This is a genomic window from Nonomuraea sp. NPDC050786, assembly GCF_040654115.1.
In the GTDB taxonomy this organism is placed as follows: Bacteria; Actinomycetota; Actinomycetes; order Streptosporangiales; family Streptosporangiaceae; genus Nonomuraea.
In genome coordinates this window covers 207,557-233,130 of the sequence record NZ_JBFAHJ010000002.1, presented here as the reverse complement: position 1 = coordinate 233,130, position 25,574 = coordinate 207,557, and the positions used below count along the sequence as shown (strand labels likewise).

The 25,574-nt window shown below is 71.6% G+C and carries 24 protein-coding genes; 13 read left to right on the top strand and 11 right to left on the bottom strand.

The window, feature by feature from the left end:
* Positions 1–165 precede the first annotated feature (165 nt).
* Both AB0H84_RS05455 and AB0H84_RS05450 read right to left on the bottom strand, forming a co-directional pair.
* A complete protein-coding gene (locus AB0H84_RS05455; RefSeq protein ID WP_357598499.1) occupies positions 166–843 on the bottom strand; it encodes a response regulator transcription factor in 678 nt (225 codons plus the stop codon).
* 17 nt (positions 844–860) lie between these two features.
* Positions 861–2,306 carry a histidine kinase gene (locus AB0H84_RS05450; protein WP_357598496.1) on the bottom strand — a complete coding sequence of 482 codons (1,446 nt, stop codon included), beginning with the start codon at positions 2,304–2,306 and terminating at the stop codon, positions 861–863.
* Between the two features lie 244 nt (positions 2,307–2,550).
* Here AB0H84_RS05450 and AB0H84_RS05445 point away from each other — a divergent pair, with 244 nt between their 5' ends.
* The 3 genes from AB0H84_RS05445 to AB0H84_RS05435 are packed head-to-tail and all read left to right on the top strand — an operon-like array spanning position 2,551 to position 6,048.
* The gene (locus AB0H84_RS05445; protein ID WP_357598493.1) at positions 2,551–3,240 is read left to right on the top strand and encodes an ABC transporter ATP-binding protein; all 690 of its coding nucleotides are present in this window, start codon (positions 2,551–2,553) and stop codon (positions 3,238–3,240) included.
* Positions 3,237–5,630: an FtsX-like permease family protein gene (locus AB0H84_RS05440; protein ID WP_357598490.1), complete on the top strand. Its 2,394-nt coding sequence runs from the start codon at positions 3,237–3,239 to the stop codon at positions 5,628–5,630. Before AB0H84_RS05445 ends, AB0H84_RS05440 begins: the two co-directional genes overlap by 4 nt.
* 10 nt (positions 5,631–5,640) lie before the next feature.
* Complete coding sequence (locus tag AB0H84_RS05435; RefSeq protein ID WP_357598487.1) at positions 5,641–6,048, top strand: NUDIX hydrolase; 408 nt, start codon at positions 5,641–5,643, stop codon at positions 6,046–6,048.
* A gap of 205 nt (positions 6,049–6,253) precedes the next feature.
* On the opposite strand, the gene AB0H84_RS05430 is transcribed toward AB0H84_RS05435, so the two are convergent.
* The 3 genes from AB0H84_RS05430 to AB0H84_RS05420 all read right to left on the bottom strand — a co-directional run bounded on the left by AB0H84_RS05430 (position 6,254) and on the right by AB0H84_RS05420 (position 9,141).
* Positions 6,254–7,075, bottom strand: coding sequence for an aminoglycoside phosphotransferase family protein (locus AB0H84_RS05430; RefSeq protein WP_357598484.1), 822 nt, complete (start codon positions 7,073–7,075; stop codon positions 6,254–6,256).
* 243 nt (positions 7,076–7,318) lie between these two features.
* Complete coding sequence (locus AB0H84_RS05425; protein ID WP_357599651.1) at positions 7,319–7,966, bottom strand: response regulator transcription factor; 648 nt, start codon at positions 7,964–7,966, stop codon at positions 7,319–7,321.
* 23 nt (positions 7,967–7,989) lie between these two features.
* Entirely contained in the window at positions 7,990–9,141 is a 1,152-nt protein-coding gene (locus AB0H84_RS05420) for a sensor histidine kinase (RefSeq protein ID WP_357598481.1), read from the bottom strand.
* Positions 9,142–9,266: 125 nt separating this feature from the next.
* On the opposite strand from AB0H84_RS05420, the gene AB0H84_RS05415 reads away from it, so the two are divergent.
* Both AB0H84_RS05415 and AB0H84_RS05410 read left to right on the top strand, forming a co-directional pair.
* Complete coding sequence (locus AB0H84_RS05415; RefSeq protein ID WP_357598479.1) at positions 9,267–10,091, top strand: type II CAAX endopeptidase family protein; 825 nt, start codon at positions 9,267–9,269, stop codon at positions 10,089–10,091.
* A 137-nt stretch (positions 10,092–10,228) separates the two neighbouring features.
* Positions 10,229–11,599 carry an amidase gene (locus AB0H84_RS05410; RefSeq protein ID WP_357598476.1) on the top strand — a complete coding sequence of 457 codons (1,371 nt, stop codon included), beginning with the start codon at positions 10,229–10,231 and terminating at the stop codon, positions 11,597–11,599.
* Between the two features lie 5 nt (positions 11,600–11,604).
* On the opposite strand, the gene AB0H84_RS05405 is transcribed toward AB0H84_RS05410, so the two are convergent.
* Positions 11,605–12,126 (bottom strand): hypothetical protein, encoded by a 522-nt coding sequence (locus AB0H84_RS05405; RefSeq protein WP_357598473.1) that lies wholly within the window; start codon positions 12,124–12,126, stop codon positions 11,605–11,607.
* A 66-nt stretch (positions 12,127–12,192) separates the two neighbouring features.
* On the opposite strand from AB0H84_RS05405, the gene murA reads away from it, so the two are divergent.
* Both murA and AB0H84_RS05395 read left to right on the top strand, forming a co-directional pair.
* Complete coding sequence (gene murA / locus AB0H84_RS05400; protein ID WP_357599648.1) at positions 12,193–13,500, top strand: UDP-N-acetylglucosamine 1-carboxyvinyltransferase; 1,308 nt, start codon at positions 12,193–12,195, stop codon at positions 13,498–13,500.
* A gap of 74 nt (positions 13,501–13,574) precedes the next feature.
* Positions 13,575–15,809 carry a transglycosylase domain-containing protein gene (locus tag AB0H84_RS05395; protein ID WP_357598470.1) on the top strand — a complete coding sequence of 745 codons (2,235 nt, stop codon included), beginning with the start codon at positions 13,575–13,577 and terminating at the stop codon, positions 15,807–15,809.
* Positions 15,810–15,822: 13 nt separating this feature from the next.
* Here the strand turns inward: AB0H84_RS05395 and ybaK are convergent, their stop codons facing one another.
* Positions 15,823–16,278 (bottom strand): Cys-tRNA(Pro) deacylase, encoded by a 456-nt coding sequence (gene ybaK, locus AB0H84_RS05390; protein ID WP_357599644.1) that lies wholly within the window; start codon positions 16,276–16,278, stop codon positions 15,823–15,825.
* Between the two features lie 62 nt (positions 16,279–16,340).
* The gene (locus AB0H84_RS05385; protein WP_357598467.1) at positions 16,341–17,387 is read right to left on the bottom strand and encodes a helix-turn-helix transcriptional regulator; all 1,047 of its coding nucleotides are present in this window, start codon (positions 17,385–17,387) and stop codon (positions 16,341–16,343) included.
* A gap of 53 nt (positions 17,388–17,440) precedes the next feature.
* On the opposite strand from AB0H84_RS05385, the gene AB0H84_RS05380 reads away from it, so the two are divergent.
* Positions 17,441–18,565, top strand: a complete 1,125-nt coding sequence (locus tag AB0H84_RS05380) for an MFS transporter (RefSeq protein WP_357598464.1) — start codon at positions 17,441–17,443, stop codon at positions 18,563–18,565.
* Positions 18,566–18,617: 52 nt separating this feature from the next.
* Here AB0H84_RS05380 and AB0H84_RS05375 read toward each other — a convergent pair whose 3' ends face one another.
* The 3 genes from AB0H84_RS05375 to AB0H84_RS05365 form a co-directional block, all read right to left on the bottom strand.
* Positions 18,618–20,081: a hypothetical protein gene (locus AB0H84_RS05375; RefSeq protein WP_357598461.1), complete on the bottom strand. Its 1,464-nt coding sequence runs from the start codon at positions 20,079–20,081 to the stop codon at positions 18,618–18,620.
* Between the two features lie 92 nt (positions 20,082–20,173).
* Positions 20,174–21,175, bottom strand: a complete 1,002-nt coding sequence (gene ligD / locus AB0H84_RS05370) for a non-homologous end-joining DNA ligase (protein WP_357598458.1) — start codon at positions 21,173–21,175, stop codon at positions 20,174–20,176.
* A 48-nt stretch (positions 21,176–21,223) separates the two neighbouring features.
* Complete coding sequence (locus AB0H84_RS05365) at positions 21,224–21,418, bottom strand: hypothetical protein (protein WP_357598455.1); 195 nt, start codon at positions 21,416–21,418, stop codon at positions 21,224–21,226.
* Between the two features lie 400 nt (positions 21,419–21,818).
* Between AB0H84_RS05365 and hisD the strand changes: the two genes are divergently transcribed.
* The 5 genes from hisD to hisH are packed head-to-tail and all read left to right on the top strand — an operon-like array spanning position 21,819 to position 25,573.
* Positions 21,819–23,135 (top strand): histidinol dehydrogenase, encoded by a 1,317-nt coding sequence (hisD, locus tag AB0H84_RS05360; RefSeq protein WP_357598452.1) that lies wholly within the window; start codon positions 21,819–21,821, stop codon positions 23,133–23,135.
* Positions 23,132–24,202: a histidinol-phosphate transaminase gene (locus AB0H84_RS05355; protein ID WP_357598449.1), complete on the top strand. Its 1,071-nt coding sequence runs from the start codon at positions 23,132–23,134 to the stop codon at positions 24,200–24,202. Before hisD ends, AB0H84_RS05355 begins: the two co-directional genes overlap by 4 nt.
* Complete coding sequence (gene hisB, locus AB0H84_RS05350) at positions 24,199–24,792, top strand: imidazoleglycerol-phosphate dehydratase HisB (RefSeq protein ID WP_344985129.1); 594 nt, start codon at positions 24,199–24,201, stop codon at positions 24,790–24,792. The genes AB0H84_RS05355 and hisB overlap by 4 nt, the downstream gene beginning before the upstream one ends.
* Positions 24,789–24,944, top strand: a complete 156-nt coding sequence (locus AB0H84_RS05345; protein WP_357598446.1) for a hypothetical protein — start codon at positions 24,789–24,791, stop codon at positions 24,942–24,944. Before hisB ends, AB0H84_RS05345 begins: the two co-directional genes overlap by 4 nt.
* Positions 24,941–25,573, top strand: a complete 633-nt coding sequence (gene hisH, locus AB0H84_RS05340) for an imidazole glycerol phosphate synthase subunit HisH (protein ID WP_357598443.1) — start codon at positions 24,941–24,943, stop codon at positions 25,571–25,573. Before AB0H84_RS05345 ends, hisH begins: the two co-directional genes overlap by 4 nt.
* Position 25,574: the final 1 nt, after the last annotated feature.

Genomic DNA, 25,574 nt, shown 5'->3' with positions numbered 1-25,574 from the left:
CCGTCCCTTTAGGGCTCCGCGCGAAGTACGGCTCCGGGCGGGAGCCGCCCCATGTGGTCCAGCCGCTCCTTGATCTCCCGGCCCTGCGTCGAAGGTTCGGTCTCGTCCACCGCCGCCCGCACTGATGCACATCCACGCTCTGGCTTAACCCTGACACGAACACCGTCAACCGCTCTCCCACGTCGCCCGGCCGCTGCCGGCTGCTCCTGGGGTGATCAGTCCGGTTTCGTAGGCGAGGACGACGGCTTGGGCGCGGTCGCGGAGGTTGAGTTTGGTCAGGATGCGGGTGACGTGGGTCTTGATGGTCGCTTCGCTGAGTTGGAACAGGGTGGCGAGTTCGGCGTTGCTGCGGCCCCTGGCCAGTGCCTTGAGAACTTCGAGCTCACGGGGAGTGAGGGTGGCGAGGTCCGCGTGCGGGGACGCGTCGGCTTCCTGCTGGGCGGCGAAGCGCTCCACCAGGCGGCGGGTGATGGTGGGGGCGAGCAGGGCGTCGCCGGCTTGCACCTGCCACACGGCCGCTGCCAGGTGTTCCGGGCTGATGTCCTTGAGGAGGAAGCCGCTGGCGCCGGCGCGGAGAGCCGCGTAGACGTAACGGTCGAGATCGAAGGTGGTCAGGACGATGACCCGGGGCGGTGAATCGTCGGCGGCGAGGATGCGCCGGGTGGCCTCCAGTCCGTCCATCTCGGGCATGCGAATGTCCATCAGGACCACGTCGGGGTGGGTGCGGTGGACCGCTTCCACGGCTTGCGCGCCGTCGGCGGCCTCCGCCACGACCTCGATGCGGTGGCGCGCGAGAATCATCCGGAAGCCGGTGCGCACGAGTTGTTGATCGTCGGCGATCACGACCCGGAGGGGCTGGCTCACTTCCGTCCCTTCCCTCTCGGGGCGTCGTCCGGTGGACCTGCCGGTGCCGACGCAGGTCCGTGCAGCACGTCGTTCCGGTGCGGGGCTTCGATCGGAATCACCGCTCGGACCCTGAAGCCGCCGGTCGGCCGCTCCGCGGCATGCAGTGTGCCATGGTAGACGGCGAGCCTTTCGCGCAGGCCGGTCAGGCCGTGACCGGTTCCGGAGTTCGCCGATGCCGTGGGGACGCCGCCGGTGTCCGCGACCTCGACGGTGAGCCGTGTGGGCGAGTAGGCGAGGCTGATCTTCACGCTCGCACTGTGGGCGTGTTTGACCGTATTGGTCAGGGCCTCCTGTACGACTCGGTAGGCGGCCAGATCGGCGCCGGGCAGGAGGGCGACCGGTGTCCCGGTCACGGTCAGTTCGATCGGCACACCAGTTCGGCGGAGACGTTCCACCAGGGCCGGGGCTTGGGCGAGTCCAGGTTGTGGGGCGAGGTCCGCCGCGGTGGGCTGATGGTCATGGGAGATGTCGGTGCCGAGGGCGTTCGCGGGTGTGTCCAGCATGCCGATCTCGGCCGCAGGGTCGCTGTCCATAGTGAGGAGGCCCATGGCATAGCGGAGTTCGGACATGGCGGCGCGTCCGCCCGTTTCGACGGCCCGCAGTGCTTCGCGCGCCTGATCGAGGTCGGACTCCAGGGCCATGCGCGCGGCACCGGCCTGGATCACCATCACGCTGACGTTGTGGGTGACGACGTCGTGCAGTTCGCCGGCCAGCCGGGCGCGCTCGCGCTCGACTGCCGATCGGGCCGCGGCCTGCTGCTCGGCCTGGAGGGCCCTGAGCTTCTCCCGTGCCGCCTCCGCACGCTGCTTCCATGTGTTGATCATGCTGAAGGCCAGGCCGGCGGGGACGATCACGACGATCGGCAGCAGGGCGCTCGGGATGGGCGGCAGCTTCCCGAAGCCCCCGAACGTGGCGATCACCGCGGTCGCCATGACGGACGTCACGGCGGCGATCCGGTGCGGGCTGTACACGAGGGCGCTGTAGGCGGCGATCATCGCGGGCAGCACCGCGAAGGTTGGTTCCAGGCCCCCGCTGACGTGGTAAAGCAGTTTGGCACCCACCGCGACCACGAAGACCGACAGCGGGAACCTGCGCCGCAGTGCCAGCGGGAAGGTGCTGAGCACGACCTCCACCGCCACCTGAACCGGTGGGATCGCGGGGGACTGATGGTGGACGGACACGGACGGCAGAACCGTGACCCAGATCGGGATGACCTGCCGGCCGATCATGCGGACCGCCGTGTACGCGCTGAGGGACTGCAGCCCGTAGGCCAGCACGCAGAGCATGACGAGAGCGTCGAACACCCACGAGCGACGGGGCAGGTGCGGCGGCGTGCCGTCGGCGCGCGGCAGCGCGGACCAGGCTCGGCGCCACCTTGCGGCGATCGCTGTCGTGTCCACCGGTGAAGTATCGCAAGCCGCCGTGTACCGGCGCGTCCGACCTGGTGACCATCCGCGTACGACTTTCGCGTACATCGCGAGTATGACTTCGGGCCGGGTCAGACGATCTAGGTAGGCGGATATCGATGGATCGGGCGATGCGCCGGCCGCGGCAGGGCTTCTAGCGTTCACGAGGTCCGCCGGACGCTCCTGGAGCGGTCGGTGGCGGATCAATCAGGTGTTGACACCGACCCGGGGAGTGGCCGTGACCGCGCCAGTTATCGAGATCAGCGATGCCAGTAAGACGTACGACGCCGGGCTGCCCGCCTTGGACAGAGTCTCCCTGACCGTCCAGGCAGGCGAGGCCCTGGCGGTGCTAGGCCCCTCGGGCAGCGGCAAGTCCACCCTGCTCAACCTGATCACCGGCCTCGACAAGCCGACCTCGGGCCAGGTCACCGTCAACGGCATCCGTGTCGACAAGCTCAGCGAGGCCGGATCCGCCAAGTACCGGCGCGAACGCATCGGCATGGTCTTCCAGTTCTTCAACCTGCTGGACGACCTGACCGTCATCGACAACGTGCTGCTGCCCGCGCAGTTGGCCGGGATGCCCACCGCGCGGGCTCGCGCCCGCGCCGCCGAGCTGCTGTCGTACCTGCGCATCGACCGGCATTCCCGCGCCTACCCGGGACGGCTGTCCGGCGGCGAACGGCAGCGCGTCGCGGTGGCCCGCGCGCTGATGAACCGGCCACCGCTGCTTCTCGCCGACGAACCGACCGGGGCGCTGGACACCGCCTCCGGTGAAGAGGTCCGCCGTCTGCTCGCCGAGCTCAACCAGGACGGGCAGACCATCGTGCTGGTCACCCACGACGTCACCCTCGCCGAGGCCTGTGCGACGCGCACCATAGAACTGACCGACGGACGGATCGTGCGGGACACCGCGGCGGTGGCCGGGTGAGCCTCACGTTCCTGACGAGCCCACTGGGCCGGATCGTCCGCTCCGGCGTGGGGCGCAGGCGGGTGCAGGGCCTGGTGATGACGCTCACCACCCTGCTCGCGGTGGCCGCATCCGTGCTGGCCGCCGGCCTGCTGGTGAACTCCCGAGCCCCCTTCGAACGCGCCTTCGCCGCGCAACGTGGCTCCCAGCTGACCGCGCAGGTCGACGGAGCGCGGGCCGGCGCCGCCCAGATCGCCGCCACCGCCCACGCCTCAGGGGTGACCGCGAGCGCCGGCCCCTACCCGGTCGCCTCGCTGCACCCGGTCGCCGGCTCGGGCGCGGACGTGCCGGCCGGCACTGCGCTGAAGCAGATGACCGTCGTCGGCCGCTCGGGCCCGGCCGGCGCGGTGGACCAGGTCGACCTGACCTCCGGCACGTGGGCCACCGGCCGCGGACAGATCGTGATGCGTGCCGGACCAGGGGGAGGGACTTACTTCAGCCTCGGATCACACGTGACGTTCCCCGATGTGCCCGGCGCACCGACGCTGACCGTCGTCGGATTCGCCAACTCGGTCAGCGACACCGCCGACGCATGGGTCACCCCGGACCAGCTGACCGCGATGACCTCCGGGACCACCCCGCAGTACCAGATGCTCTACCGCTTCACCCACGCCGCCACCGACGCCCAGATCGACGCGGACCGTTCCGCGATCGCGGCGGCGCTCCCCAAGGGCGCGTTCACCGGCGCGCGGTCCTGGCTGCAGGTCCAACTGACCGCCACCAGCCAAACGGCCGGGTTCGTGCCTTTCGTCGCCGCCTTCGGCATCCTTTCACTGCTGATGTCCGTGCTCATCGTCGGCATCATCGTCAGTGGCGCGGTCAGCTCCCAGACCCGGCGCATCGGCATTCTGAAAGCACTCGGCTTCACCCCCGGCCAAGTGGTCCGCGCCTACGTCGGCCAAGCCCTCATCCCCGCCGTCATCGGAACCGCGCTCGGGCTGGTCGCCGGGAACCTGCTCGGCATCCTGGCCCTCCGCGATGCCGAGACCGTCTACGGCACTGGAACGCTGACCATCCCGGCCTGGGTCGACGCCGCGGTCGCAGCCGGCGCTCTCGCGCTCGTCGCGGCAGCCGCCCGGGCGCTCGCTCTGCGGGCGGGCCGGCTGCGCACCGTCGATGCGATCGCCGTCGGCCACACGCCCGCCGCCGGGCGAGGACGCCTGGCCCGCCGGCTGGCCGGCCGCCTCCCGCTGCCACGCCCTGTCGTCATCGGCCTGGCCACCCCCTTCACCCGCCCCGCGCGCACTCTCGCCATGACCGGCGCAGTCCTGCTCGGCGCGGGCGCGGTCACCTTCGCCGTCGGCCTGACGGCCTCGCTGAGCGACGCGCAGAACGCGCCGAGCATCTGGAGGCTCGGGAACGTCATCGTCAACATAGGCGGCAGTCGGCCGGGCGCCCCGATCCACCAGGGCGACTCCCATCGGAGCGCGGCATCCCCAGCCCGGGTCGCGGCCGACATCGCGGCGCAGCCTGGTACCGCGTCCTATGTCGGCAGCAGCAGCACCACGGTGGGCGTCGCAGGCCTCACCGGTGGTGTGAGCGTCATCGGCTTCTCCGGCGACACGGCCCGGGCGTCCTACGAGATGATCTCGGGGCACTGGTTCACCGGACCAGGACAGGCTGTCGTCCCCACCCGATTCCTCACCGCGACCGGCGACGCCATCGGCGACACCATCACCGTCACCCGGGGCGGGCGCCGCGTGTCCCTGCGGATCACCGGTGAGGCGATGGACACCAGCGAGCACGGCATGCAGATCCTCACCAGTCTGTCCTCCCTGAACGGGCTCCACCTGGACCTGCAACCACAGCAGTTCAACATCGAACTCGAGCCTGGCACCGACCGGACCGGCTATGTCGACGCACTCAACGCGAAGTTCGCCTCGACCACCGCCCAGGCCCGGCCGAACACCAACGTGGGTGGTACGGTCACCGCCGCCGCGGAAGCACTCGCCGCCCTGCTCACCGTGTTGATCGTCGCAGTGGCCGGGCTGGGCGTGCTCAACCTCGTCGTGCTCGACACCCGACAGCGCGTCCACGACCTCGGGATCTTCAAGGCGCTGGGCATGTCCCCGCGCCAGACGGTCGTCATGGTCCTGACCTCTGTCGCGGGGATCGGCTTGATCGCCGGCATCGCCGGAGTACCGCTTGGAGTCATGACGCACCACTTCGTCGTCCCGCTCATGGGCAACGCAATCGGCACCCGCTTCCCGTCCGCCTACATCGACGTCTACCACCTGCCCGAACTCGTGGCCCTCGCTCTCGGCGGCATCCTCATCGCCCTCGCCGGGGCCGCCCTCCCCGCCGGCTGGGCCGCCCGCACCCGCACGCAGAACGCCCTGCGCCGCGAATAGCCCAACTGCGGTGCGGGCCGCTCCAGCGAGCGCCCGCGCGCACGTGCTGGCCCGCTGGCACCGGCCGGGGCCCGGGCGAGTCCTGTCGGAGTTGCCGGGCGGCAACGCCGATGGAGAGGAGCCGGTCGAGGTGGCGGCGGCTCGTGAGTTGCTGGAGGAAACCGGCTATGAGGCGGCGAGTCTTGAGGTGGTCATGCAGACCTTTCTGGCCTCGTACGCCACTCATCGCCGCTATGCGGTCCTGGCCCGCGGGTGCCGGAAAGTCGCGGAACAGACCCTGGATGAGGACGAGGACATCGAGACCGTACTGATGCCGGTCAGCGAGTTCGTCCGGCATGTGCTCGGCGGGCAGCTGACGGACACCGACATCGCCTTCGCGGGACTGACGGCCGCTGGATACCTGAAGGCGACCATGTGACACCCCCTCGACGCTTCGATCGGGCGTGCTCAGGGGAGGAAAGGCGTCCAAGCCGGGCTGGGGCGGTGGGTTTCTCTTCCACAGCCGATGTCCGCTACGGTGGCGCCGGCTCAGCGGGAAGCCAGGTCGGCGGTGACGTCGGCGGGATGCTGCACGTGCTGAGTCGGCGAGCGAGGGCCGTCCGCGGGTCATGAAGCTGCGGACATCAGCCGAGCAGATGCAGGACCCGTTCGGCCAGGCGTTCCAGGGTGCCCACCGGGTTGTGCGGTGTCGCTGCCCCGTCGGGGCCAAGTTGGAGAAACCACCCCAGCGCGATCAAACGGCGGAATCCCCGCACCCGCTCGGCTTCGCCTGGCGCCAGGTCGATGTGACCCAGCAGCTGTTCTGCGTCCAGGGTGCCGTCGATGCGGGAGATGTGTTCGGTGAGCTCGCCCAACTCGAAGGCACGATCGGTGCGGCCAGAGTCTTCCCAGTCGATGAGCCGTACGCGACGCTCGTGGTCATCCCACAGCAGGTTCGCGTGATTGCCGTCCGCCAGTCCGAGAACGGGCGGATGAGGGTTCGCCACGAGTCGATCGGGTTCTGCGGAATCCAGCCACGCGGATCCCTGCTGGTATGCCTGGCGCACGTCGGGACCTTCGCCAAGGTCGGGGTGCTCGCCGGCCAGCTTACGAATCTTGTCCACGGCAATGGCAGGTCCCCACGGCGCCGGCTCGAGCGCCTCCACCACCCGGGTGGGGATCGCCCGATGGAGCCGGCTCAGGGCTGCGGCCACCGCGCTGATCTGCTCACCAGTGGCATGCTCGCCGCGCAGGACCCGGCCGGGCAGCCTCGTCATCGTGATCGTGGGCGGGTGAGCGTCGAACGCAGCTTCCACCGGCGTGGGCGCAAGACCTGGCACATGTTGGGCCAGGAGCGTCAGGGCCGTCCATTCCCGGAAAGGCTCTCCTCTGTCCCACGACCTGTATCGCTTGCTCACGACATCATCGCCGATCTCGACGCTGTGGGTGCTGAACCGGTCCGCCATGCGCTCGCTTCGCCCTCTCTGCCCCTCCACCGGAGGCAAGCGTTCCCCACGTGTGGCCTCAGGAGGGAAGGAGGTCTGAGATTATCGCAGCTCGCGTCCGTCACTGTGGCGGAAAGCGCCTGAGCTCGGGTTCGGTGCCGGTGCTGTGACGCCGCTCGAGCGGGAGCGCCAGGGCGATGCCGTGACGGCCGCAGAGCAGACCCGCGTGCCGGGCTGCCGGAGCGGGCGCGGGGACGGCGGTCGTCACGGCTCAGGGGCGTGTTTGAGGTGGAGGGCGAGGCGGGTGCGGTCGCGGAGGCCGTACTTGCGGAGCAGGCTGGAGACGTGGTTCTTCACCGTGCCCTCGGTGATGAGCAGCCGGGCCGCGATCTCCCGGTTGGAGGCCCCTGTGGCGATCAGCCTGGCCACCTGCGCCTCGCGGGCCGACAACCGCTCCCCGTCCCGCGGCAGGCTCGGCTCGGCCGGGGCCCGGCGGAGCTCGGCGACCAGGCGGGCGGCCACGGGAGAGGCCAGCACCGTCTCCCCGCGCCCGGCCCGGCGGACGGCGTCGACCAGCTCCTCCGGCGTGCAGTCCTTGAGGAGGTAGCCGACGGCGCCGCCGCGCAGCGCGCCGAAGATGTAGTCGTCCTCGTCGAAGGTGCTGAGCACGATCGCGGCCACGCCGGGCTGCCGGGCGGACAGGCGGGAGATGAGCTCGACGCCGTTCATCCTCGGCATCCTGGCGTCCACCAGCGCCACGTCCGGGTGGCACTCAGCGGCCGCCAGCAGCGCCTCCTCCCCGTCGGCGGCCTCGCCCACCACCTCGATGCCGTCCTCGATCTCCAGCATCTTGCGCAGCCCTTGCCGCATGAGCTCCTGGTCGTCCACCAGAAGCACCCTGATCGCGCCCATGTCGCCGCCTTCGCCGGGATCCCTCACGTCGCCACCTCCGCCCGGATGGGGAGTTCCGCCCGTACCTCGAAACCGCCGCCGGGCCGGTCGCCCGCGGTCAGGGTGCCGCCCACGGCGCGGGCGCGCTCCGCGAGCGAGGGCAGGCCGAACCCGCCGCGCGCGCCCCGGGCGCGGCCCCTGCCGTCGTCGGCGACCACCAGGACGACGCGCTCGCCGTCGAAGGCGAGCGTGCCGGTCACCTGGCGGGCGTCCGCGTGCCGTACGGCGTTGGTCAGCCCCTCCTGCAGCACGCGGTAGAGCACCAGCTCCACGTCGGGCTCCAGGGGCGGCTCGTCGCCCACCACCTCGAAGGAGACCGCGAGCCCCGTGCCGTCGAACGACGCCGCCAGCCGTTCGAGCGCCGCCCCGCCGACGCGCCCTTCAAGCGCCAGCGGGCGCAGCGCGCGGACCCAGCGGCGGGCGTCGGCCAGCGCCGCCACGGCCAGCTCCTTCGCCTGGCGCACCTCGTCCCAGGCGGCCTCGGGGCGGCGCGCGCGGAAGCGTTCGGCGTTCTCCAGGCTCAGCTTGATCACCGTCAGGTGGTGGCCGATGGAGTCGTGCATCTCCGCGCCCATCCGGGCCCGCTCCTGGGCGACCGTCAGCTCCCTGACGCGGGCCAGCAGCCGCTGCGCATCCGCCCGCCTGCGCCGCGCCTCCAGCACGGCCGACGCCATGCCCAGCACGAAGGAGGCGAAGACGATGACGGGGACGGTCTGCGCGGTGGCGTCCGGCACATCGCGGTGGAACACCACCACGACCGAGACGAACATCGCGCTCGTCAGGCAGCCGATGACGACGGCGGCGGTCCGCACGCTGTGGGCGAACGCCACGTTGGCGATGGCCAGGAGCGTCAGCAACTGGTGGACCTCGGCCGATCCCGTGAATCCCAGCGCGAACGTCGCCAGCAGGAACGAGATCGGCAGGAACCGCCGCCAGCCGTTGGCGTGCCGCCAGGGCAGCAGCAGCCACAGCGCGGCCACCAGCGCCAGATTGGCGGCGAACGCCGTGGCCCCGGCCGGCGTCCAGGTCTCCATCACGTACGCGACCACCCCGGTGGCGGCGAACACCACCCAGAAGACGACGTTGAACAGCATGGGCCGGTCGGGGTCACGCAGCCAGGCCAGACGACGCAGCATGGCTCCGACATTAATTTCCCGCGCGCGCGTTGTGATCCTCCCTGAGTACCCATGACGAAGGTCATGACGGGTTCCGCCCGCAGGCCGATGCGGCACGACCTGCGGGCTTCCTAACGTGGGCGTCCATGAAAGCCACCCACCCTGTCCGGGCCGTGCTGATCACCGTCGTCGCCATGTTCGCGCAGGTGGTCATCGGCTCTCTTCCCGCGATGCTGCTCCTCGACCGCGGCAACATCCTTTACCGGCCGGTGGGCGTGATCGGGATCACGCTGGCCTCGCTCGGCATCGTCTACCTGATCCGCCGCTACCTCGGCCGCCGGCCATGGCGGGGCGTGGGGCTCACGCGATCCTGGCGGGCGGTGCCGCACCTGCTGGCGGGCGCTCTGGCCGGCGCCGCCGCGGTCGCGGCCGCCGGTGCGCTGTCGGTGGCGTTCGGCGTCGCCACCTGGATGCCTTTGCCGTACGACATGATCGGCGCCGAGCTGCCCTACCTCCCGCTGGCGATCGCCATCGCCCTGCTCGGCCAGGCGTTCCCGGAGGAGCTGCTGTGGCGGGGGCACCTGTTCGACACGCTGTCGGACCGGCTCTCCCCGCGGAATGTGATGATCATGACGGCCGTGGTCTTCGGCGCGATGCACATCATCTCGCAGAGCGCGGCCGACACGGTCGCCGAACGCCTGCTCTACACCCTGCAGGCGGCCGGCCTAGGCTTCGCCTGCGCGGCGGCGAGGGCGCGCACCGGAGCGGTCTGGATGGCGGTCGGCGTGCACCTCGGCCTCCACATCGGCAACATGACGCTCCCGATCAAGGACATCCAGTACGGCGTGCAGCTCGTCATCCTGGCCTGCACCCTCACCGTCACCGGGCTGCTCATCCTGTCCAGGCGAAAGGGAGAGCGCGTGTCGGCTCCGGAGAGGCGAGCCGGAGGGCTGGTGGAGGAGATCTCCTGAGCGGGGGAGGCCGGCCATCGCGTGCAGGAGCGGCACGGGGGGTGAGTGTCCGAGGTGGTGATCCGACGAGTGGCTGCCGACGGCGTGGGCAACCCTCGCCGTCGCCGCCCCGCGCCTCGTGGGGCAGGATCGCAAGAGTGAGCGAACTGCACTACCTGAGCGCGACCGAGCTGGCACACCTGATCAGGACCAGGCAGGTGAGCGCCGTGGAGGTCCTCCGCGCCCACCTCGACCGGATCGAGCAGGTCAACCCGCACGTCAACGCCATCGTGACCCTGGTCGCCGAGCAGGCGCTCGCCGCGGCCGAGGCGGCCGACGCCCGGGAGCCGGCCGGGCCGCTGCACGGCCTGCCCGTCGCGCACAAGGACCTCGTCGACACGGCCGGCATCCGCACCACCTACGGTTCGCCGCTCTTCGCCGGCAACGTCCCCGCCCAGGACGACGTGATCGTCCAGCGGCTCCGCGCCGCGGGGGCCATCACCGTGGGCAAGACCAACACCCCGGAGTTCGGCACCGGCTCCCACACCGTCAACGAGGTGTTCGGCGCCACCAGGAACCCCTACGACCTGTCCAAGTCCGCCGGAGGCAGCAGCGGGGGCGCCGCGGCGGCGCTGGCCACGGGCATGGTCCCGCTGGCCGACGGTTCGGACATGGGCGGCTCCCTGCGCAACCCGGCGTCGTTCTGCAACGTGGTCGGCCTGCGCCCCACTCCCGGGCGCGTCCCCGACCCGTCCGACACCGCCGCCTGGTACACCCTGTCCGTGCAGGGGCCGATGGCGCGGACGGTCGAGGACGTCACGCTGATGTTCGGGGCGATCGCCGGGTTCGACCGGCGCTCCCCGTACTCGATCAGAGAGGTCTTCGCCCCGGAGCCCGAGGAGGGCGTGGCGGGGCTGCGCGTGGCGTGGAGCCCGGATCTGGGCGGGCTGCCGGTGGACTCGAGGACGGCGGAGGTCACCGCGACGGCGCCGGCGGTGTTCGAGCGGCTGGGGGCCCGCGTCGACCAGGTCGAGCTGGACCTGACGGAGGCCGAGGACGCGTTCCGGACGTACCGGGCATGGCACTACGCGCTCTCCTTCGGCGACCTGACCGGGCTCGGCCCCAACACCGCGTGGAACGTCGAGCAGGGCCGCAAGGTCACCGGCGCCGACCTGGCCCGGGCCGAGCAGGCGCGCAGCCGCCTCTACCAGCGGATGGCCGCGTTCTTCGACACGTACGACGTGCTGATCGCGCCCGTCAGCCAGGTGCCGCCATTCCCGATCGAGCACCCCTACGTCGACGAGATCAACGGGGAGCGGCTGCCCGACTACCTCGCCTGGATGCGCTCGGCCTACTGGATCAGCGTGCTGCACGCCCCGGCGGCGTCCGTGCCCGCCGGGTTCACGTCCGACGGGCTGCCGGTGGGGGTGCAGATCGTGGGCGCGCCGTTCGAGGACGCCAGAGTGCTGCGCGTGGCCCGCGCGTTCGAGCAGGCCACCGGGCACGGTCTCCGGCGCCCGCCGCTGTAAGGAGGTCAGAGGGGTTCCGGCGGGTCGGCGTACGGGTGGCGCAGGGGCGACTCGCGGTAGCCGTGCATGCCCTCCAGCAGTGCGAACAGCCCCACCGCGAGCAGCGGCCAGGAGACCAGCACCCCCGAGGCGGTCAGCTTCAGCGCCCCGGGGACGACCTTGGTGCCTGGCTGGGCGGCGGCCTCGATCACGACCGCGCCGAGGGTGAACGTGGACCCGACCCACAAGGTCAGCATCGCGCCCAGCACCCCGCCCGCGCAGAGCCCGAGGAGCACCGAGAGCATCCATCGCCGCCCGATGAACCACCCGACCCCGCCGCACAGCAGCCCGAGCCCGCCGGTGATCACCGCGAACCAGCCGTCGGCAGCGATCAGCGCCTGCGTGGAGGGGTCGGCCAGCACCGTCCCGTGCTCGGTGACCTCGTACGGAGCCCGTGGGGTGAGCCCCGACCAGAGGAGTCCGGCGGCTGCTCCAAGAGTGGCGAGTGTGAGGACAGTTACCGCAAAAGCGCGCACTTCCCTCGTCACGCCACTCCCCCTCACATGTACGTCCGAATCAGCTCGATGGTATCCCCCGGCTAGGCTCGCTTCGTGATGCAAGAAGAGGTCTGGTTGATAGAACCCTCCGGCCCGCTCCGGGGGGACGTAGAGGTACGCGGCTCCAAGAACGGAGTTTCCAAGCACATGGTCGCCGCCATGCTGGGCGGCGGGGAGAGCAGCATCCACAACGCCCCAGAGGTGGGCGAGGTGGAGATCACGGCCGCCATGCTGCGGGCACTCGGCATCAATGTCGAGATCTCCCGTACGGAGATCAGGATCGAACGGGGCCGGGAGATCGAGCCGAGGGTGCCGGACGCCTTCACGGGGCTGAACCGCATCCCCATCCTCATGCTCGGCCCCCTGCTGCACCTGGCGGGGGAGGCGTTCGTCCCGCTGGTCGGCGGCGACCCGATCGGGCGGCGGCCGGTGAACTTCCACGTGGAGGCCCTGCGCGCGATGGGCGCCGAGGTGGAGGTGGGCGACACCGGCATCTTCGCCAAGGCCAACCGCCTGGTGGGCACCAGGATCGAGCTGCCGTACCCGAGCGTGGGCGCCACGGAGACGATCCTGATGTCGGCCGTGCTGGCCGAGGGCAAGACGGTGCTGAAGAACGCCGCGATGGAGCCCGAGGTGGTGGAGCTGGCGCTGTTCCTGCAGCGGATGGGGGCCAGGATCGAGCTCTCGCCCGACCGCAGGATCGTCATCGAGGGCGTCGAACGGCTGCGCGGCGCCTCCACCTGGCTGACCGGCGACCGCATCGAGGCGTTCTCGTACCTGGCGGCGGGCCTGATCACCGGGGGAGAGGTGCGGGTGCACGGCTGCCCGCAGGACCGCCTCGTCACCGCGATCACCACGCTGGCCAGGATGGGCGCCCAGTTCGACATCAACGACGAGTACCTGTGCGCCACCGCGCCGCCGGAGGGCCTGCGCTCGGCGGCCGTGCAGACCGACACCCACCCCGGGTTCATGACGGACTGGCAGACGCCGCTCATGGTGCTGTTCACGCAGAGCCAGGGCATGTCGGTGCTGCATGAGACGGTCTTCGAGAACCGCCTGGTGTACGTCCCGGCGCTGCAGAAGATGGGCTGCGAGATCGAGGTGTTCGACCAGTGCCTGGGCGGCCCGGCCTGCCGCTACCACGACACCAACGCCAGGCACTCGGCCGTCGTGCGCGGCGTGTCCAAGCTCAAGGGCGCGGACGTGACGCTCCCCGACATCAGGGCCGGGTTCTCGGCCGTGCTGGCGGCCGCGGTGGCCGACGGCCCGTCCACGCTGCGCGGCGTCCACCACATCGAACGCGGTTACCACCGGCCGTTCGAACAGTTCGCCTCGCTCGGCCTGCACATCCGCCGCCAGCGGTAAGGGTCCCGCAGGCACCGGTAAACAGCTGACAAGCGGTCGTTTGGCGCGGATGCGGACGTCGCACACCAAGGTACGTGACCGTACTCAGATCCGTCGGCGCACTCGCACTGGCGGGGGCGCTCGGCGGAGTGCTGACCGCGGCACTGGCCGCGCCCGTGGTGAGCGGGGGCGGCATGGCCGCCAAGACCGTCGCGAACACCTTCGTCGACCTGCCGCCCGCGCCGCGCGAGGAGCCGCTCGCGCAGGTGACCAGGCTGCTGGACAAGGACGGCCGGCCGTTCGCCCAGTTCTACGAGGCCAACAGGACAGCCGTCCGGCTCGCCGCCGTCGCGCCGGTGATGCGCCAGGCGATCGTGGCCATCGAGGACGCCCGCTTCTACGAGCACGGCGGTCTCGACGTCAGGGGCACGCTGCGGGCGCTGCTCACCAACACGCAGGCCGGCGGCATCAGGCAGGGCGGCTCGTCCCTGACGCAGCAGCTCGTCAAGAACATCCTGGTCGAGAGCGCCCGTACCGAGGCCGAGCGTGACAGGGCCCGCGCCCCCAACCTGGCCCGCAAGATCACCGAGCTGCGGCTCGCGCTGGCCCTGGAGAAGAAGTACCGCAAGGACGAGATCCTGGAGCGCTACCTCAACATCGCCTACTTCGGCGCGGGAGCGCACGGCGTCGAGGCGGCGGCCAGGCGCTTCTTCTCCACGTCGGCCTCCCGGCTGACGCTCGCCCAGGCGGCCACGCTGGCGGGCGCGGTACGCATGCCGTTCTCGACCGATCCCTCGCTCGGCCCGGCGCACCGGGCACGCCTGAAGATGCGGCGGGACCTCGTGCTCGACCGCATGGCCGGGCTGAAGCTGATCAGCCAGCAGGACGCGGCGCGCGCCAAGGCCGGGCCGCTCGACATCATGCTCAAGCCCGAGCCCGGCGGCTGCGAGCAGAGCGACTACCCGTTCTACTGCCTGTACGTGCAGCGCGAGCTCCTGTCCAACCCGGTGTTCGGCAACACGGCGGCCGAGCGCCGTACCAGGATGGCCAGAGGCGGCCTGGTGATCAGGACCAGCCTCGACCCGATCGCCCAGCGCGCCGCCGAGCAGGCCATCCGCCGCTACGTCTCGCCCGAGGACACGGAGGTGGCCGCCGAGGCCATGGTGGAGCCGCGGACCGGGCGGATCACGGCGATCGCGGCCAGCAAGCAGTTCGGCCGCAACCCGGGCAACCGGAAGAACGGCCCCAAGACCACCTTCAACCTGGCCGCGGACGTGGCGCACGGAGGCGGCCAGGGCTTCCAGGCCGGGTCGACGTTCAAGGTGTTCACGCTGGCCACGGCGCTCAAGCAGGGGTGGCGCTTCAACGACGGCTTCGTGACGCCGGGCTCGCTCGTGCCCGCGCAGGGCTACCGCGACTGCTCGGGACGGCCCGTCAACGACCCGGACACCCGCATACTCAACGCCAGCGGCGAGGGCTCGGGCGGCCCGCACAGCATCGAGACCGGCACCTGGAAGTCGGTGAACATCTTCTACATGATGCTGGAGCGCAAGGTCGGGCTCTGCAACGTGGTGCGCACGGCGAAGGCGCTCGGCATCACCAGGGCGGACGGCCAGCCGCTGAAGGAGGTGCCGACGTTCACGCTGGGCGTCAACGAGATGGACCCGGTGACGGTGGCGGCGGCGTTCGCGACGTTCGCGGCCAGGGGGATCTACTGCCGGCCGCTGGCCATCGTCGAGATCATCGGCAGGGACGGACGGCGTACGCACGTGCCGCCCGCGTGCCGGCGGGCCCTGGAGGAGGACGTCGCGGACGCGGTCAACTACGTGCTGGAGGGCGTCTTCACCAAGGGCACCATGCACGGGCAGGGCATCGACCGGCCGGCCGCCGGGAAGACGGGGACCAACAACGGCTACACGTCGGCCTGGTTCGCCGGGTACACGCCCGCGCTGGCGGCGGCGGTCAGCGTCGGGGACATCCGGGGCTCGTACAAGTACCCGCTGCAGGACGTGCAGATCGGGAACCAGTACTACGGGGCGGTGCAGGGCGCGTCGCTGCCGGGGCCGATCTGGGTGGACTCGATGGGGCCCGCGCTGCGGCGCGTCGAGCCCAGGGGCTTCGCCGGGCCGGACATGGCCCGGTTCGGCGGCGGCTACACCCCGGGGCTGGACAAGGCGCTGGAGGAGGAGCGGCGGCGCGAGGCCATGGACGGACGGGGCGACAGACGCGGCGACCACCCGTTCTTCCGGCGGCACCGGCGGCTGTTCAGGTGGCTGGTCGGCCGCTCTCCCCTGGACTCGGATTTCGGGTGGCCCCGGCGGCGCGGATAGTCCACGTGCGGGACTAGCCGCGCTTGCCGATGGGGGCGGTGACGGCCCTGGTGAGCGTGATGAGGTTGTCGGGGGCGGTCTCGATCTGCAGGCCGCGCTTGCCGGCCGAGAAGTAGATCGTCTCGAAGTCGAGCGCCGAGGAGTCGACGACCGTGGGGAGCTGCTTGCGCTGGCCCAGGGGGCTGATGCCGCCCACGACGTAGCCGGTCACCCGCTCCACCTTGGCGGCGTCGGCCATGGCGGCCCGCTTGCTGTTGAGCGCGCCGGCCAGGGCCTTGAGGTCGAGCTTGCCCGCCACGGGCACGACGGCCACCGCCAGGCCGCTCTCCACCTCGGCCACCAGCGTCTTGAAGATCCGCTCGTACGGCACGCCGAGCGCGTCCGCCGCCTCCTCGCCGTAGGCCTGCGCGGCGGCGTCGTGCTCGTAGGGGTGGAGGGTGAACTCGGCCTTCGCCTTGGCCAGCGCCATGGTGGCCGGAGTGCCGCCGCCCTTGCCTTTGGATTTACTCACGGAAGCCCATTGTAGCGAATCTACAATGTAAAGGCCCGGCCCGGGGTGTACCCGAACGCCCGCCTGAACACGTCGATGAACGCGCTGGCCGACGCCCACCCGCACCGGTGGGCCACGGTCGTCACGGGGACGCCGTCGGCGAGGAGCAGCAGCGCGTGGTGCAGGCGGAGCTGGGTGCGCCATTGGGGGAAGCTCATGCCGAGCTCGCGCCGGCACAGCCTGGCGAGCGTCCGGTCACTGGTGCCCACCCCGGCCGCCAGCTGGGCGAGGGTCCTGCTGTCGGCGGGGTCGCGGTGCAGGGTCGCGCAGACGGCGGCCAGCCGGGGGTCCTGGGCGGTGGGCAGGTGGAGGGGCTGCTCGGGGGCCCGTCTGAGCTGGTCGAGCAGCACCGCCCACAGCCGCGCCCGCTCGCCGTCGCCGTCGCCGTCGTCGTCGCCGTCGCCGGCACCGTGACCGCGACGCGCGCCGCGCCGGGCGTCCTCGTCACTGCCGCGCTCGTCACTGCCGCGCTCGTCGCCGCCATGACAGGCGTCGGTCGCATGGGCGTGGGCGTGGGCGGCCGGATCCCTCAGAGCTGGGTCGGTGTCGAAGGCCGAAGGGGCCGGTGGTGCTTGCGGGAACTCGGCAAACCGGGAAGGCGAGGTGCCGGTGCCTTCTGGCACGGCTGGGGCGGCGGTGCCTCGTGGAGCCGGTGGGGCGGTGGCGGGATGGGGTGGGGGAGCGGGGGTCCGGTCGTCGTCGGCCGTGTAAGCGATGATCAGCTCGCGGAGCAGCGGACCGACCGCGAGGACGGCCGGGCGGTCGAGGCCGAGCGGGTTGTCCGTGAGGCCCACCAGGCGCAGGTCGGTGTCGCCGTGGGCGCGGTGCTCGTGGACCGTCCCGGCCGGGATCCAGATGGCCCGGTTGGCCGGGGCCACCCACGTGCCCGCGCCGGTGGTGACGGAGAGCACGCCGCGGCACGCGTACACGATCTGGTGGGTGTCGTGCCGGTGCGCGTCGATGCCCGCTCCTGGCGCGAGCGGCCGCCGGCCCGTGGGCGCCTCGGAGAGATGGCGGATTTCCGTCATGGATTGTCATTTTATCGGAAGCGCGACAGCGGTCACCGGGACATGATCGGAGCGTGAACAGGATCCCGATGCTCGCCGCCGGCCACGCGGCGGTGGACTTCTATCAGGGCGCCGTTCCCGCGCTGGTGCCGTTCCTGGTGGCCGGGCGCGGTTACGGGTACGTCGCGGTCTCCGGCATCGTGCTGGCCGCGACGCTGCTGTCGTCGATCGTGCAGCCGTTGTTCGGGGTGCTGACCGACCGGTGGCGGATGCCGTGGCTGATCCCGTTGAGCATGGTCGTGGCGGGCGCCGGGGTGGCGCTCGGTGGCGTGACGGACTCGTACGCGCTGACCTGGCTGGCCGTGGCGCTGTCCGGCCTGGGCGTGGCGGCGTACCACCCGGAGTCGGCGCGGCTGGCCAGGATCGCGAGCGAGGGCAGCCATGTGCGGATGAGCTGGTTCTCGATGGGCGGGACGCTGGGCTTCGCGTCGGCTCCCGTGCTGGTGACGCCGTTGCTGGCGGGCTGGGGGCTGGGCGCCTCGCCGTTCCTCGCGGCGCCGGCGGTGCTGGGGGCGGTGGCGACGCTGCCGGCGGTCCGGGCGCTGACCGGGGGAGGGCGGTCGGCGCAGGGCGCGGCGCCGGTGTCCGGCCGGGAGGACTGGCCGTCGTTCGTCAGGCTGACGCTGGTGATCGTCTTCCGTTCGGTCGTGTACGTCGGGCTGAGCGCCTTCGTGGCCCTGTTCATGGGTGGCGGCGCGGCGGGCGCGGTGGCGCTGTTCGTGCTGTTCGCGGGCGCGGCGGTGGGCACCGTGCTGGGCGGCAGGCTGGCGGCCCGCTGGGACAGGGTGCGCACGATGCGCCTGGCCTACGCGCTGGCCGTCCCGGCGGTCGCGGGTGTGGTGCTCGCTCCCGGTCCCCTCGCGTACGTCTTCGTCGCGGCCTCGTCGATCGCGCTGTATGTCCCGTTCTCCTTGCACGTCACGCTGGGCCAGGACTTCCTGCCCACCCGGGTGGGCACGGCGGGCGGCGTGACCCTGGGGCTGGCGGTGAGCGTGGGCGGCCTGACCAGCCCGCTGGTGGGCGCGCTCGCGGAGGCGACGACCTTGAGGACGGCCCTGGCGTGCCTGATCGCCTTCCCGGCCCTGGCCTGGCTGATGGCGCGGACGCTGAAGGAGCCGGCGCTGGAGCCGTCCGCCTGACCGGGCGCTGGAGCCGTCCGCCTGTCCTGGCGCCTCGCTCACCGCCGGACGATCAGAGGCTGTCGGACGCGGCCGCGGTGGGGAGGGAGAACGTGCTGGTGTTGTCGGTCTGGGACGGGTCGAGGGGCGTGGAGCCGACGGTGGCGGTGATGCGCGGTGCGGCCGCGGCGTCGCGGGCGACCTGGACCTGGGCCGAGACCCGGACCGGATGGCCGGGACGGACGACCGGGATCGTGCAGGTGGCCTTCCCGAGCGTCTGCCTGCAGGAGGCCCCGTCCACCGACGACAGGCTCGTGCCCTCCGGGAGGGTGAACGTGACGGGCACCCGCGCGGCGGACATGAGCCCGCGCACGGCGACGGTGGCCGTGACGGTGGCGGTGCCGCCGGGCTTGACCGCGCTCTTCGGGCCCGCGGCGCTGATGGACAGGGCGTCGTAGACGCCGCGCGGGTCGGCGTTCTTCACGATGGCGCCGTAGCTCTCCGCGTTGAGGGCGTTGGCCACGGAGAAGCCGCCGTCCTCGCCGTCCTCGGTGCCCGCCGACAGCACGCCGACCAGGTCACGGGTGCCTTTGAGCAGCCACGGCCCGCCGCTGTGGCCCCTGAACAGGTGACAGTTGTACGTCTCCATCCGCCCGTCCTCCGGCAGGGGGGCGGAGCCGGAGGGGAGGTAAAGAGTGCCGTCGATGATCCCGCCGGCCGGCTCGGACCTGCCCATGCACCAGAGCTGGTCCCTGCCGTCGTACGGCCTCCTGCCGGACACGCCGGGATAGCCCGTGGTGGCAATGGTGTGCCGGACGCCCTGGTTGAGCATCGGGGTGAAGGCGCCGACCGCGTCCTGGAGCGTGCGGTTGTCCCGCTTGCCGACCTCGATGAGGGCGATGTCGTAGATCGAGTTCCAGTCGCCGCCGCTCAGGCCGGTGTAGCCGTCGGGTTTCCACGCGCGGCGGGCGCCCCACCGCCCGTACGGCTCGCGCCTGCGCAGGGTGCTCGCCCGCCCGTCGTAGGCGGGTACGAACGCGAAGTGCGAGTGCCATCGGCCGGTCGAGGCGCCTCTCGGTACCCCGTACACGCAGTGGGCGGCGGTCACGACGAGCACCTTGGCCGCGGAGCGCACGACGGAGGCGCTGCAGGCGTCGTCCTCCCCGCTCGCGTTGACGTAGAAGAGCCGGCCGGTGATCCTGCTGGTCACCGAGTCGGTGTAGGGGCGGCGCACGCGGGCGTAGCCGTTGGCGTCCCCGCCGGGGGTGAGCCGCTTGGCGCTGGGCACGCTGCGCCGCGCGGCGGCCTGGGTGGGCTTGCGCAGGGTCCGGGGCAGGTTCGCGCCGTTGGCCTTGGCCTGCTTGCCGGCGGTCCAGTAACGCACGGCCTGGCTCGGGCGCATCAGCGGTGACGACGCGGCGCCCCAGGAGCCTTCTTTGACGGGCGCCGCGGGCGGCGGTGGCTCGGCGGCCTCGGCGGGCATCGCGAACGCGACGCCGGCCAGCGTGATCAGCGTGGTGACCAGAGTCTTCGACACAGCGTCCCCTCTGAAGGTGATCTACAGCCTGTCGATGACTCTAAGTCACATCCTGAAAGCGAAATGTAATTGAGTGCTGCGTGTCGTGGCGGTCAGCCGGCTGCCGCGTCGCGGCCCGGCAGGATCTCCGCCGTGGTGGCCTCGTGCGGCTCGCGGTCGGGCCGCAGCCCGCGCCAGGAGGGGTGGCGCAGCCGGCCGTCGCCGGTGACCTCGGTGTACTGCACCTCGCCGACCAGGAGTGGCGTCACCCAGTGGGCGTCCCTCGCGTACTCGCGCGGCACCGCCTCGTCGAACGGCGGCTCCGGCCGCTCCAGTGCCGTGAGGCGCTCGCCCAGGTCGCGCAGCGCGGCCTCGGTGAACCCGGTGCCGACGTGTCCCACGTACCGCAGCCGGCCCTGGGGGTCGTACGCGCCGAGCAGCAGCGAGCCGATCATCCCCGTCCGCCGTCCGCCGCCGGGCTTCCACCCGCCGACCACGACCTCGACGGAGCGCACGTTCTTGATCTTCGTCCAGTCGGCGCTGCGCCTGCCCGGACGGTACGGCGAGCCCATCCGCTTGCACACGACGCCCTCGAGCCCCAGCTGCCTGGAGGAGTCGAACGCGAGCCCGGCGTGGTCGGCGAACCAGACCGGCACCTCCCACCGGTAGCCGGGCCTGAACGTGCTCTCGAGCAGCTCCCTGCGCTGGGAGTAGGGGCGGGAGACGGTGCTGTCGTCCTCGAGGTGGAGGATGTCGAAGGCCATGTACGTCACCGGCACCGACCTGGCCAGCTCCCCGATCGCCACGGGGTTGCGCTGGTGCATCCGGGGCTGCAGCGCCTCGAAGCTGGGCCGGCCGGTCTCGTCGAACGCCACGATCTCCCCGTCGATCACGGCCGCGTGCCCGCCGGCGGCGCCGGCCATGAGCTGGAGCTCGGGGTAGGCGGGGGTGATGTCCTTGCCGTTGCGCGACATCAGGCGGACGGCGCCGCCCTGGATGTAGGCGAGGGCGCGGACGCCGTCCCATTTCATCTCCACCGCCCAGTCCGCGCCCTGGACGGAGTTCAGGGAGCCGAGCTGGGCCAGCATCGGCGTGTAGGGCGGCAGCCGGACCATGGTGCATGCCGTACCCGGTCCGGCTGATCGACAGTGGCGGGCCAGGGTCTACAGATGGTCAAGGGAGGAGTCTTCGACGAGCTCGGCGAGGTCCACGCCGTGGACGGCCAGCTCGGAGACGGTGGCGCAGTAGCCGCGCAAGTACGTCCTGCCGTTGACCTGGTGGGAGACACGCAGAAGGGGGCGATCGTCCAGAATGATCGCCTCGACCAGGAGCCCGTCCGGGCTTCGCCACTGTCCCACCCGGCAAGCGTATGGGCTCGGACATAATGGACATGCAATGTGAAAGTACTCACATGGCCTCGAAGGTCGCTGTGACCTCGTCCCAGCCGCGACACGAGCTCCGTGACCGCCGGCAAAAACTGCGTGGCGCTTTCTTGGCGTGGCGCGTTAGTGAGCGGCTCCAGGCGGGCAGTGGTGTGGTCCTGAGCTTTCCCGGCCGTGGCCGTACCCCCCGTTGCGGTCGCGGCGCTGCCCCGGCAGGCCCGGTCCGGGGTTGCGGCGGCCGTGGGCGCGACGTCGGCGAGCGTCGCCCACGGCCGCCACACGTCGCCTGTAGGGAGCCTGTAGGGGCCGCGGGCGTCGGGCGTCCCGCATGGTGGACAGAACCTGATTCAGGGGACGGACTCCGTAGACTGTACGGGTGATTTCCCGTATCGACATGCGCGGTTCTCTGCCGGAGGATCTGCGCGACGTGCTGCCCCGCGCCGAGCTCGACGTCGAGGCCGCCCTGGAGAAGGTGCGGCTCATCTGCGACGACGTACACCATCGCGGGGCGGCAGCCGTACGGGAGCTGACCGCCAGGTTCGACGGTGTCGAGATCACCGACACCCGCGTCCCCGCCGAGGCGATCGAGCGAGCGCTGAGCGAGCTCGACCCCAGGGTGCGGGCGGCGCTGGAGGAGTCGATCAGGCGGGCCAGGCTGGTCCACCGCGACCAGCGGCGCACCGACGTCACCACCGAGGTCGTGCCCGGCGGCACCGTGACCGAGCGGTGGGTGCCGGTCGAGCGCGTGGGCCTGTACGTCCCCGGCGGCCGCGCGGTCTATCCCTCCAGCGTGGTGATGAACGTCGTCCCGGCCCAGGAGGCCGGCGTCGCCTCGCTGGCCGTGACCAGCCCCGCGCAGAAGGAGTTCGGCGGGCTGCCGCACCCCACGATCCTGGCCGCGTGCGCGCTGCTCGGCGTGGACGAGGTCTACTCGGTGGGCGGGGCGCAGGCGGTGGCCATGTTCGCCTACGGCACGGAGGAGTGCCCGGCCGCCACCATGGTGACCGGTCCCGGCAACATCTGGGTGACGGCGGCCAAGCGGCTGCTCAAGGGCCGCATCGGCATCGACTCCGAGGCGGGCCCGACCGAGATCGCCATCCTGGCCGACGAGACGGCCGACCCGGTCCACGTGGCCGCCGACCTGATCAGCCAGGCCGAGCACGACGTGATCGCCGCGGCCGTGCTGGTCACCACCAGCACCGAGCTGGCCGACGCGGTCGAGAAGGAGCTGCCGGGCCAGGTGTCGGCGACCAAGCACTCCGAGCGCATCACCGAGGCCCTGAGCGGCGGGCAGTCGGGCATCGTGCTGGTCGACTCCATCGACGACGGCATCAAGGTCGTCAACGCGTACGCCGCCGAGCACCTCGAGATCCACACCGCGAACGCCGCCGAGGTGGCCGGGCGGATCCGGAACGCCGGAGCGATCTTCGTGGGCGCGTACGCGCCCGTCTCGCTCGGCGACTACCTCGCCGGCTCCAACCACGTGCTGCCCACCGGCGGCTGCGCCTGCCACTCCAGCGGCCTGTCGGTGCAGTCGTTCCTGCGCGGCATCCATGTCGTCGACTACACCCGCGAGGCGCTCGCGGGCGCGGCGGCCCACGTGTCGGTCCTGGCCGACGCCGAGGACCTGCCCGCACACGGCGCCGCCATCCGTGCCCGATTCGACTGGAAAGTTCCCACGGAGAACGCGTGAACCTCGACGACCTGCCCATCAGGGACGATCTGCGGGGTAAGTCGCCGTACGGCGCGCCCCAGATCGACGTCCCCGTCAGGCTCAACACCAACGAAAACCCCTACCCGCCCTCGCCCGAGCTGGTCGCCGACCTGGCCGAGGCGGTCAGGGCGAGCGCCGGAGAGCTCAACCGCTACCCCGACAGGGACGCCACGGCGCTCCGCGCCGACCTGGCCGGCTACCTGGGTCACGGGCTGACCACCGAGCAGGTGTGGGCCGCCAACGGCTCCAACGAGGTGCTCCAGCAGATCCTCCAGGCCTTCGGCGGCCACGGGCGCACGGCCATCGGGTTCGAGCCGTCCTACTCGATGCACCCGATCATCACCAGCGGCACCAGCACCGAGTGGGTCTCGGCCAGCCGCGAGGACGACTTCTCGATCGACCCCGCCAAGGCGACGGCGGCGATCGAGGAGCACCGGCCCGACATCGTCTTCCTGGCCTCGCCCAACAACCCGACGGGCACCGCGCAGCCGCTCGAGACCATCGAGGCCGTGCTGGCCGTGGCCCCGGGCATGGTCGTGGTCGACGAGGCCTACGCCGAGTTCGCCCGCGAGGGCACGCCGTCGGCGCTCACCCTGCTGCCGGCCCACCCGAGGCTGATCGTCACCAGGACGATGTCCAAGGCGTTCGCCATGGCGGGCACCCGGCTCGGCTACCTGGCCGCCCACCCGGCCGTGGTGGAGGCGCTGCTGCTGGTGCGGCTGCCGTACCACCTGTCCACGCTCACCCAGGCGGCCGCCCGCGTGGCGCTGCGGCACCGCGCCGAGCTGCTCGGCACGGTCGACGCGCTGCGGCGCGAGCGCGACGACACGGTCGCGTGGCTGCGCGCCAAGGGCTTGGCCGTGGCCGACTCCGACGCCAACTTCGTGCTGTTCGGGCGCTTCCCCGACCGGCGCAAGGTGTGGGAGGGGCTGCTGGAGCGCGGGGTCCTCATCCGCGAGGTGGGCCCGCCACAATGGCTGCGTGTGTCGATCGGCACCGGCGAGGAGATGGCGGCCTTCCGCGCCGCCATGGAAGGAGTGTTGTGAGTCGCGTAGGCCGCGTCGAGCGCGTTACGAAGGAGACCTCGGTCCTGGTGGAGGTCGGCCTCGACGGCACCGGCCGGGTCGAGGTCGCGACCGGGGTCGGGTTCTTCGACCACATGCTGGCCCAGCTCGGCAAGCACGGGCTGTTCGACCTGACGGTCAAGACCGAGGGCGACCTGCACATCGACTCCCACCACACGATCGAGGACACCGCGCTCGCGCTGGGCGCGGCGTTCCGCGAGGCGTTGGGCGACAAGTCGGGCATCAGGCGGTTCGGCAGCGCGTCGTGCCCGCTGGACGAGTCGCTCGCCCAGGTGACCGTCGACCTGTCCGGACGGCCATACCTGGTGCACACCGAGCCCGAGGGCATGGCGCCGATGATCGGCCCCGACTACGACACGACGATGACGCGCCACATCCTGGAGTCGCTCGTCGCGCAGGCCGCGATCTGCCTGCACGTCCACGTCCCGTACGGGCGCAACGCCCACCACATCGTGGAGGCCCAGTTCAAGGCCCTGGCCCGGGCGCTGCGCGAGGCGTCCGAGCTCGACCCGCGCGCCACGGGCGTGCCCAGCACCAAGGGCGTCCTATGACCGACAACCTGCTCGCCGGCGTGATGGTCTTCCTCGGCCTGTTCCTCATCGGCGGCGTGTTCTCCCTGTTCAGGCAGGGGCTCAAGATCGGTGCGGCGATCTGCGCGCTGGGCGCCGCGATGGCGATCACGGCGGGGGTGCTGTGGTGGTGAAGAAGAACATCGTCATCCTCGACTACGGGTCGGGCAATCTACGCTCGGCCGAGCGGGCGCTGGCCAGGGTGGGCGCGGACGTGACCGTGACGCCCGACTTCGACGCCGCCCTCGAGGCCGACGGCCTGGTCGTGCCGGGCGTCGGCGCGTTCGAGGCGTGCATGACCGGGCTCAAGGGCGTCCGCGGCGACCAGATCATCGGCCGCCGCCTGTCCGGCGGGCGCCCGGTGCTGGGCATCTGCGTGGGCATGCAGATCCTGTTCGCCAGGGGTGTCGAGCACGGCGTCGAGACCGAGGGCTGCGGCGAGTGGCCGGGCACCGTCGAACGCCTCGAGGCGCCCGTGCTGCCCCACATGGGGTGGAACACGGTCAAGGCGCCCGCCGGCAGCGTCCTGTTCGCGGGGCTCGACGCGGCGACCCGCTTCTACTTCGTCCACTCGTACGGTGTGCGCGAGTGGGAGCTCCACGCCGGCGACGGGTTCGACGAGCCGATCGTCACCTGGGCCGAGCACGGCGTGCCGTTCGTGGCCGCCGTCGAGAACGGCCCGCTCATGGCCACCCAGTTCCACCCCGAGAAGTCCGGCGACGCCGGAGCCGTGCTGCTGAAGAACTGGCTCGGCTCGCTATGAG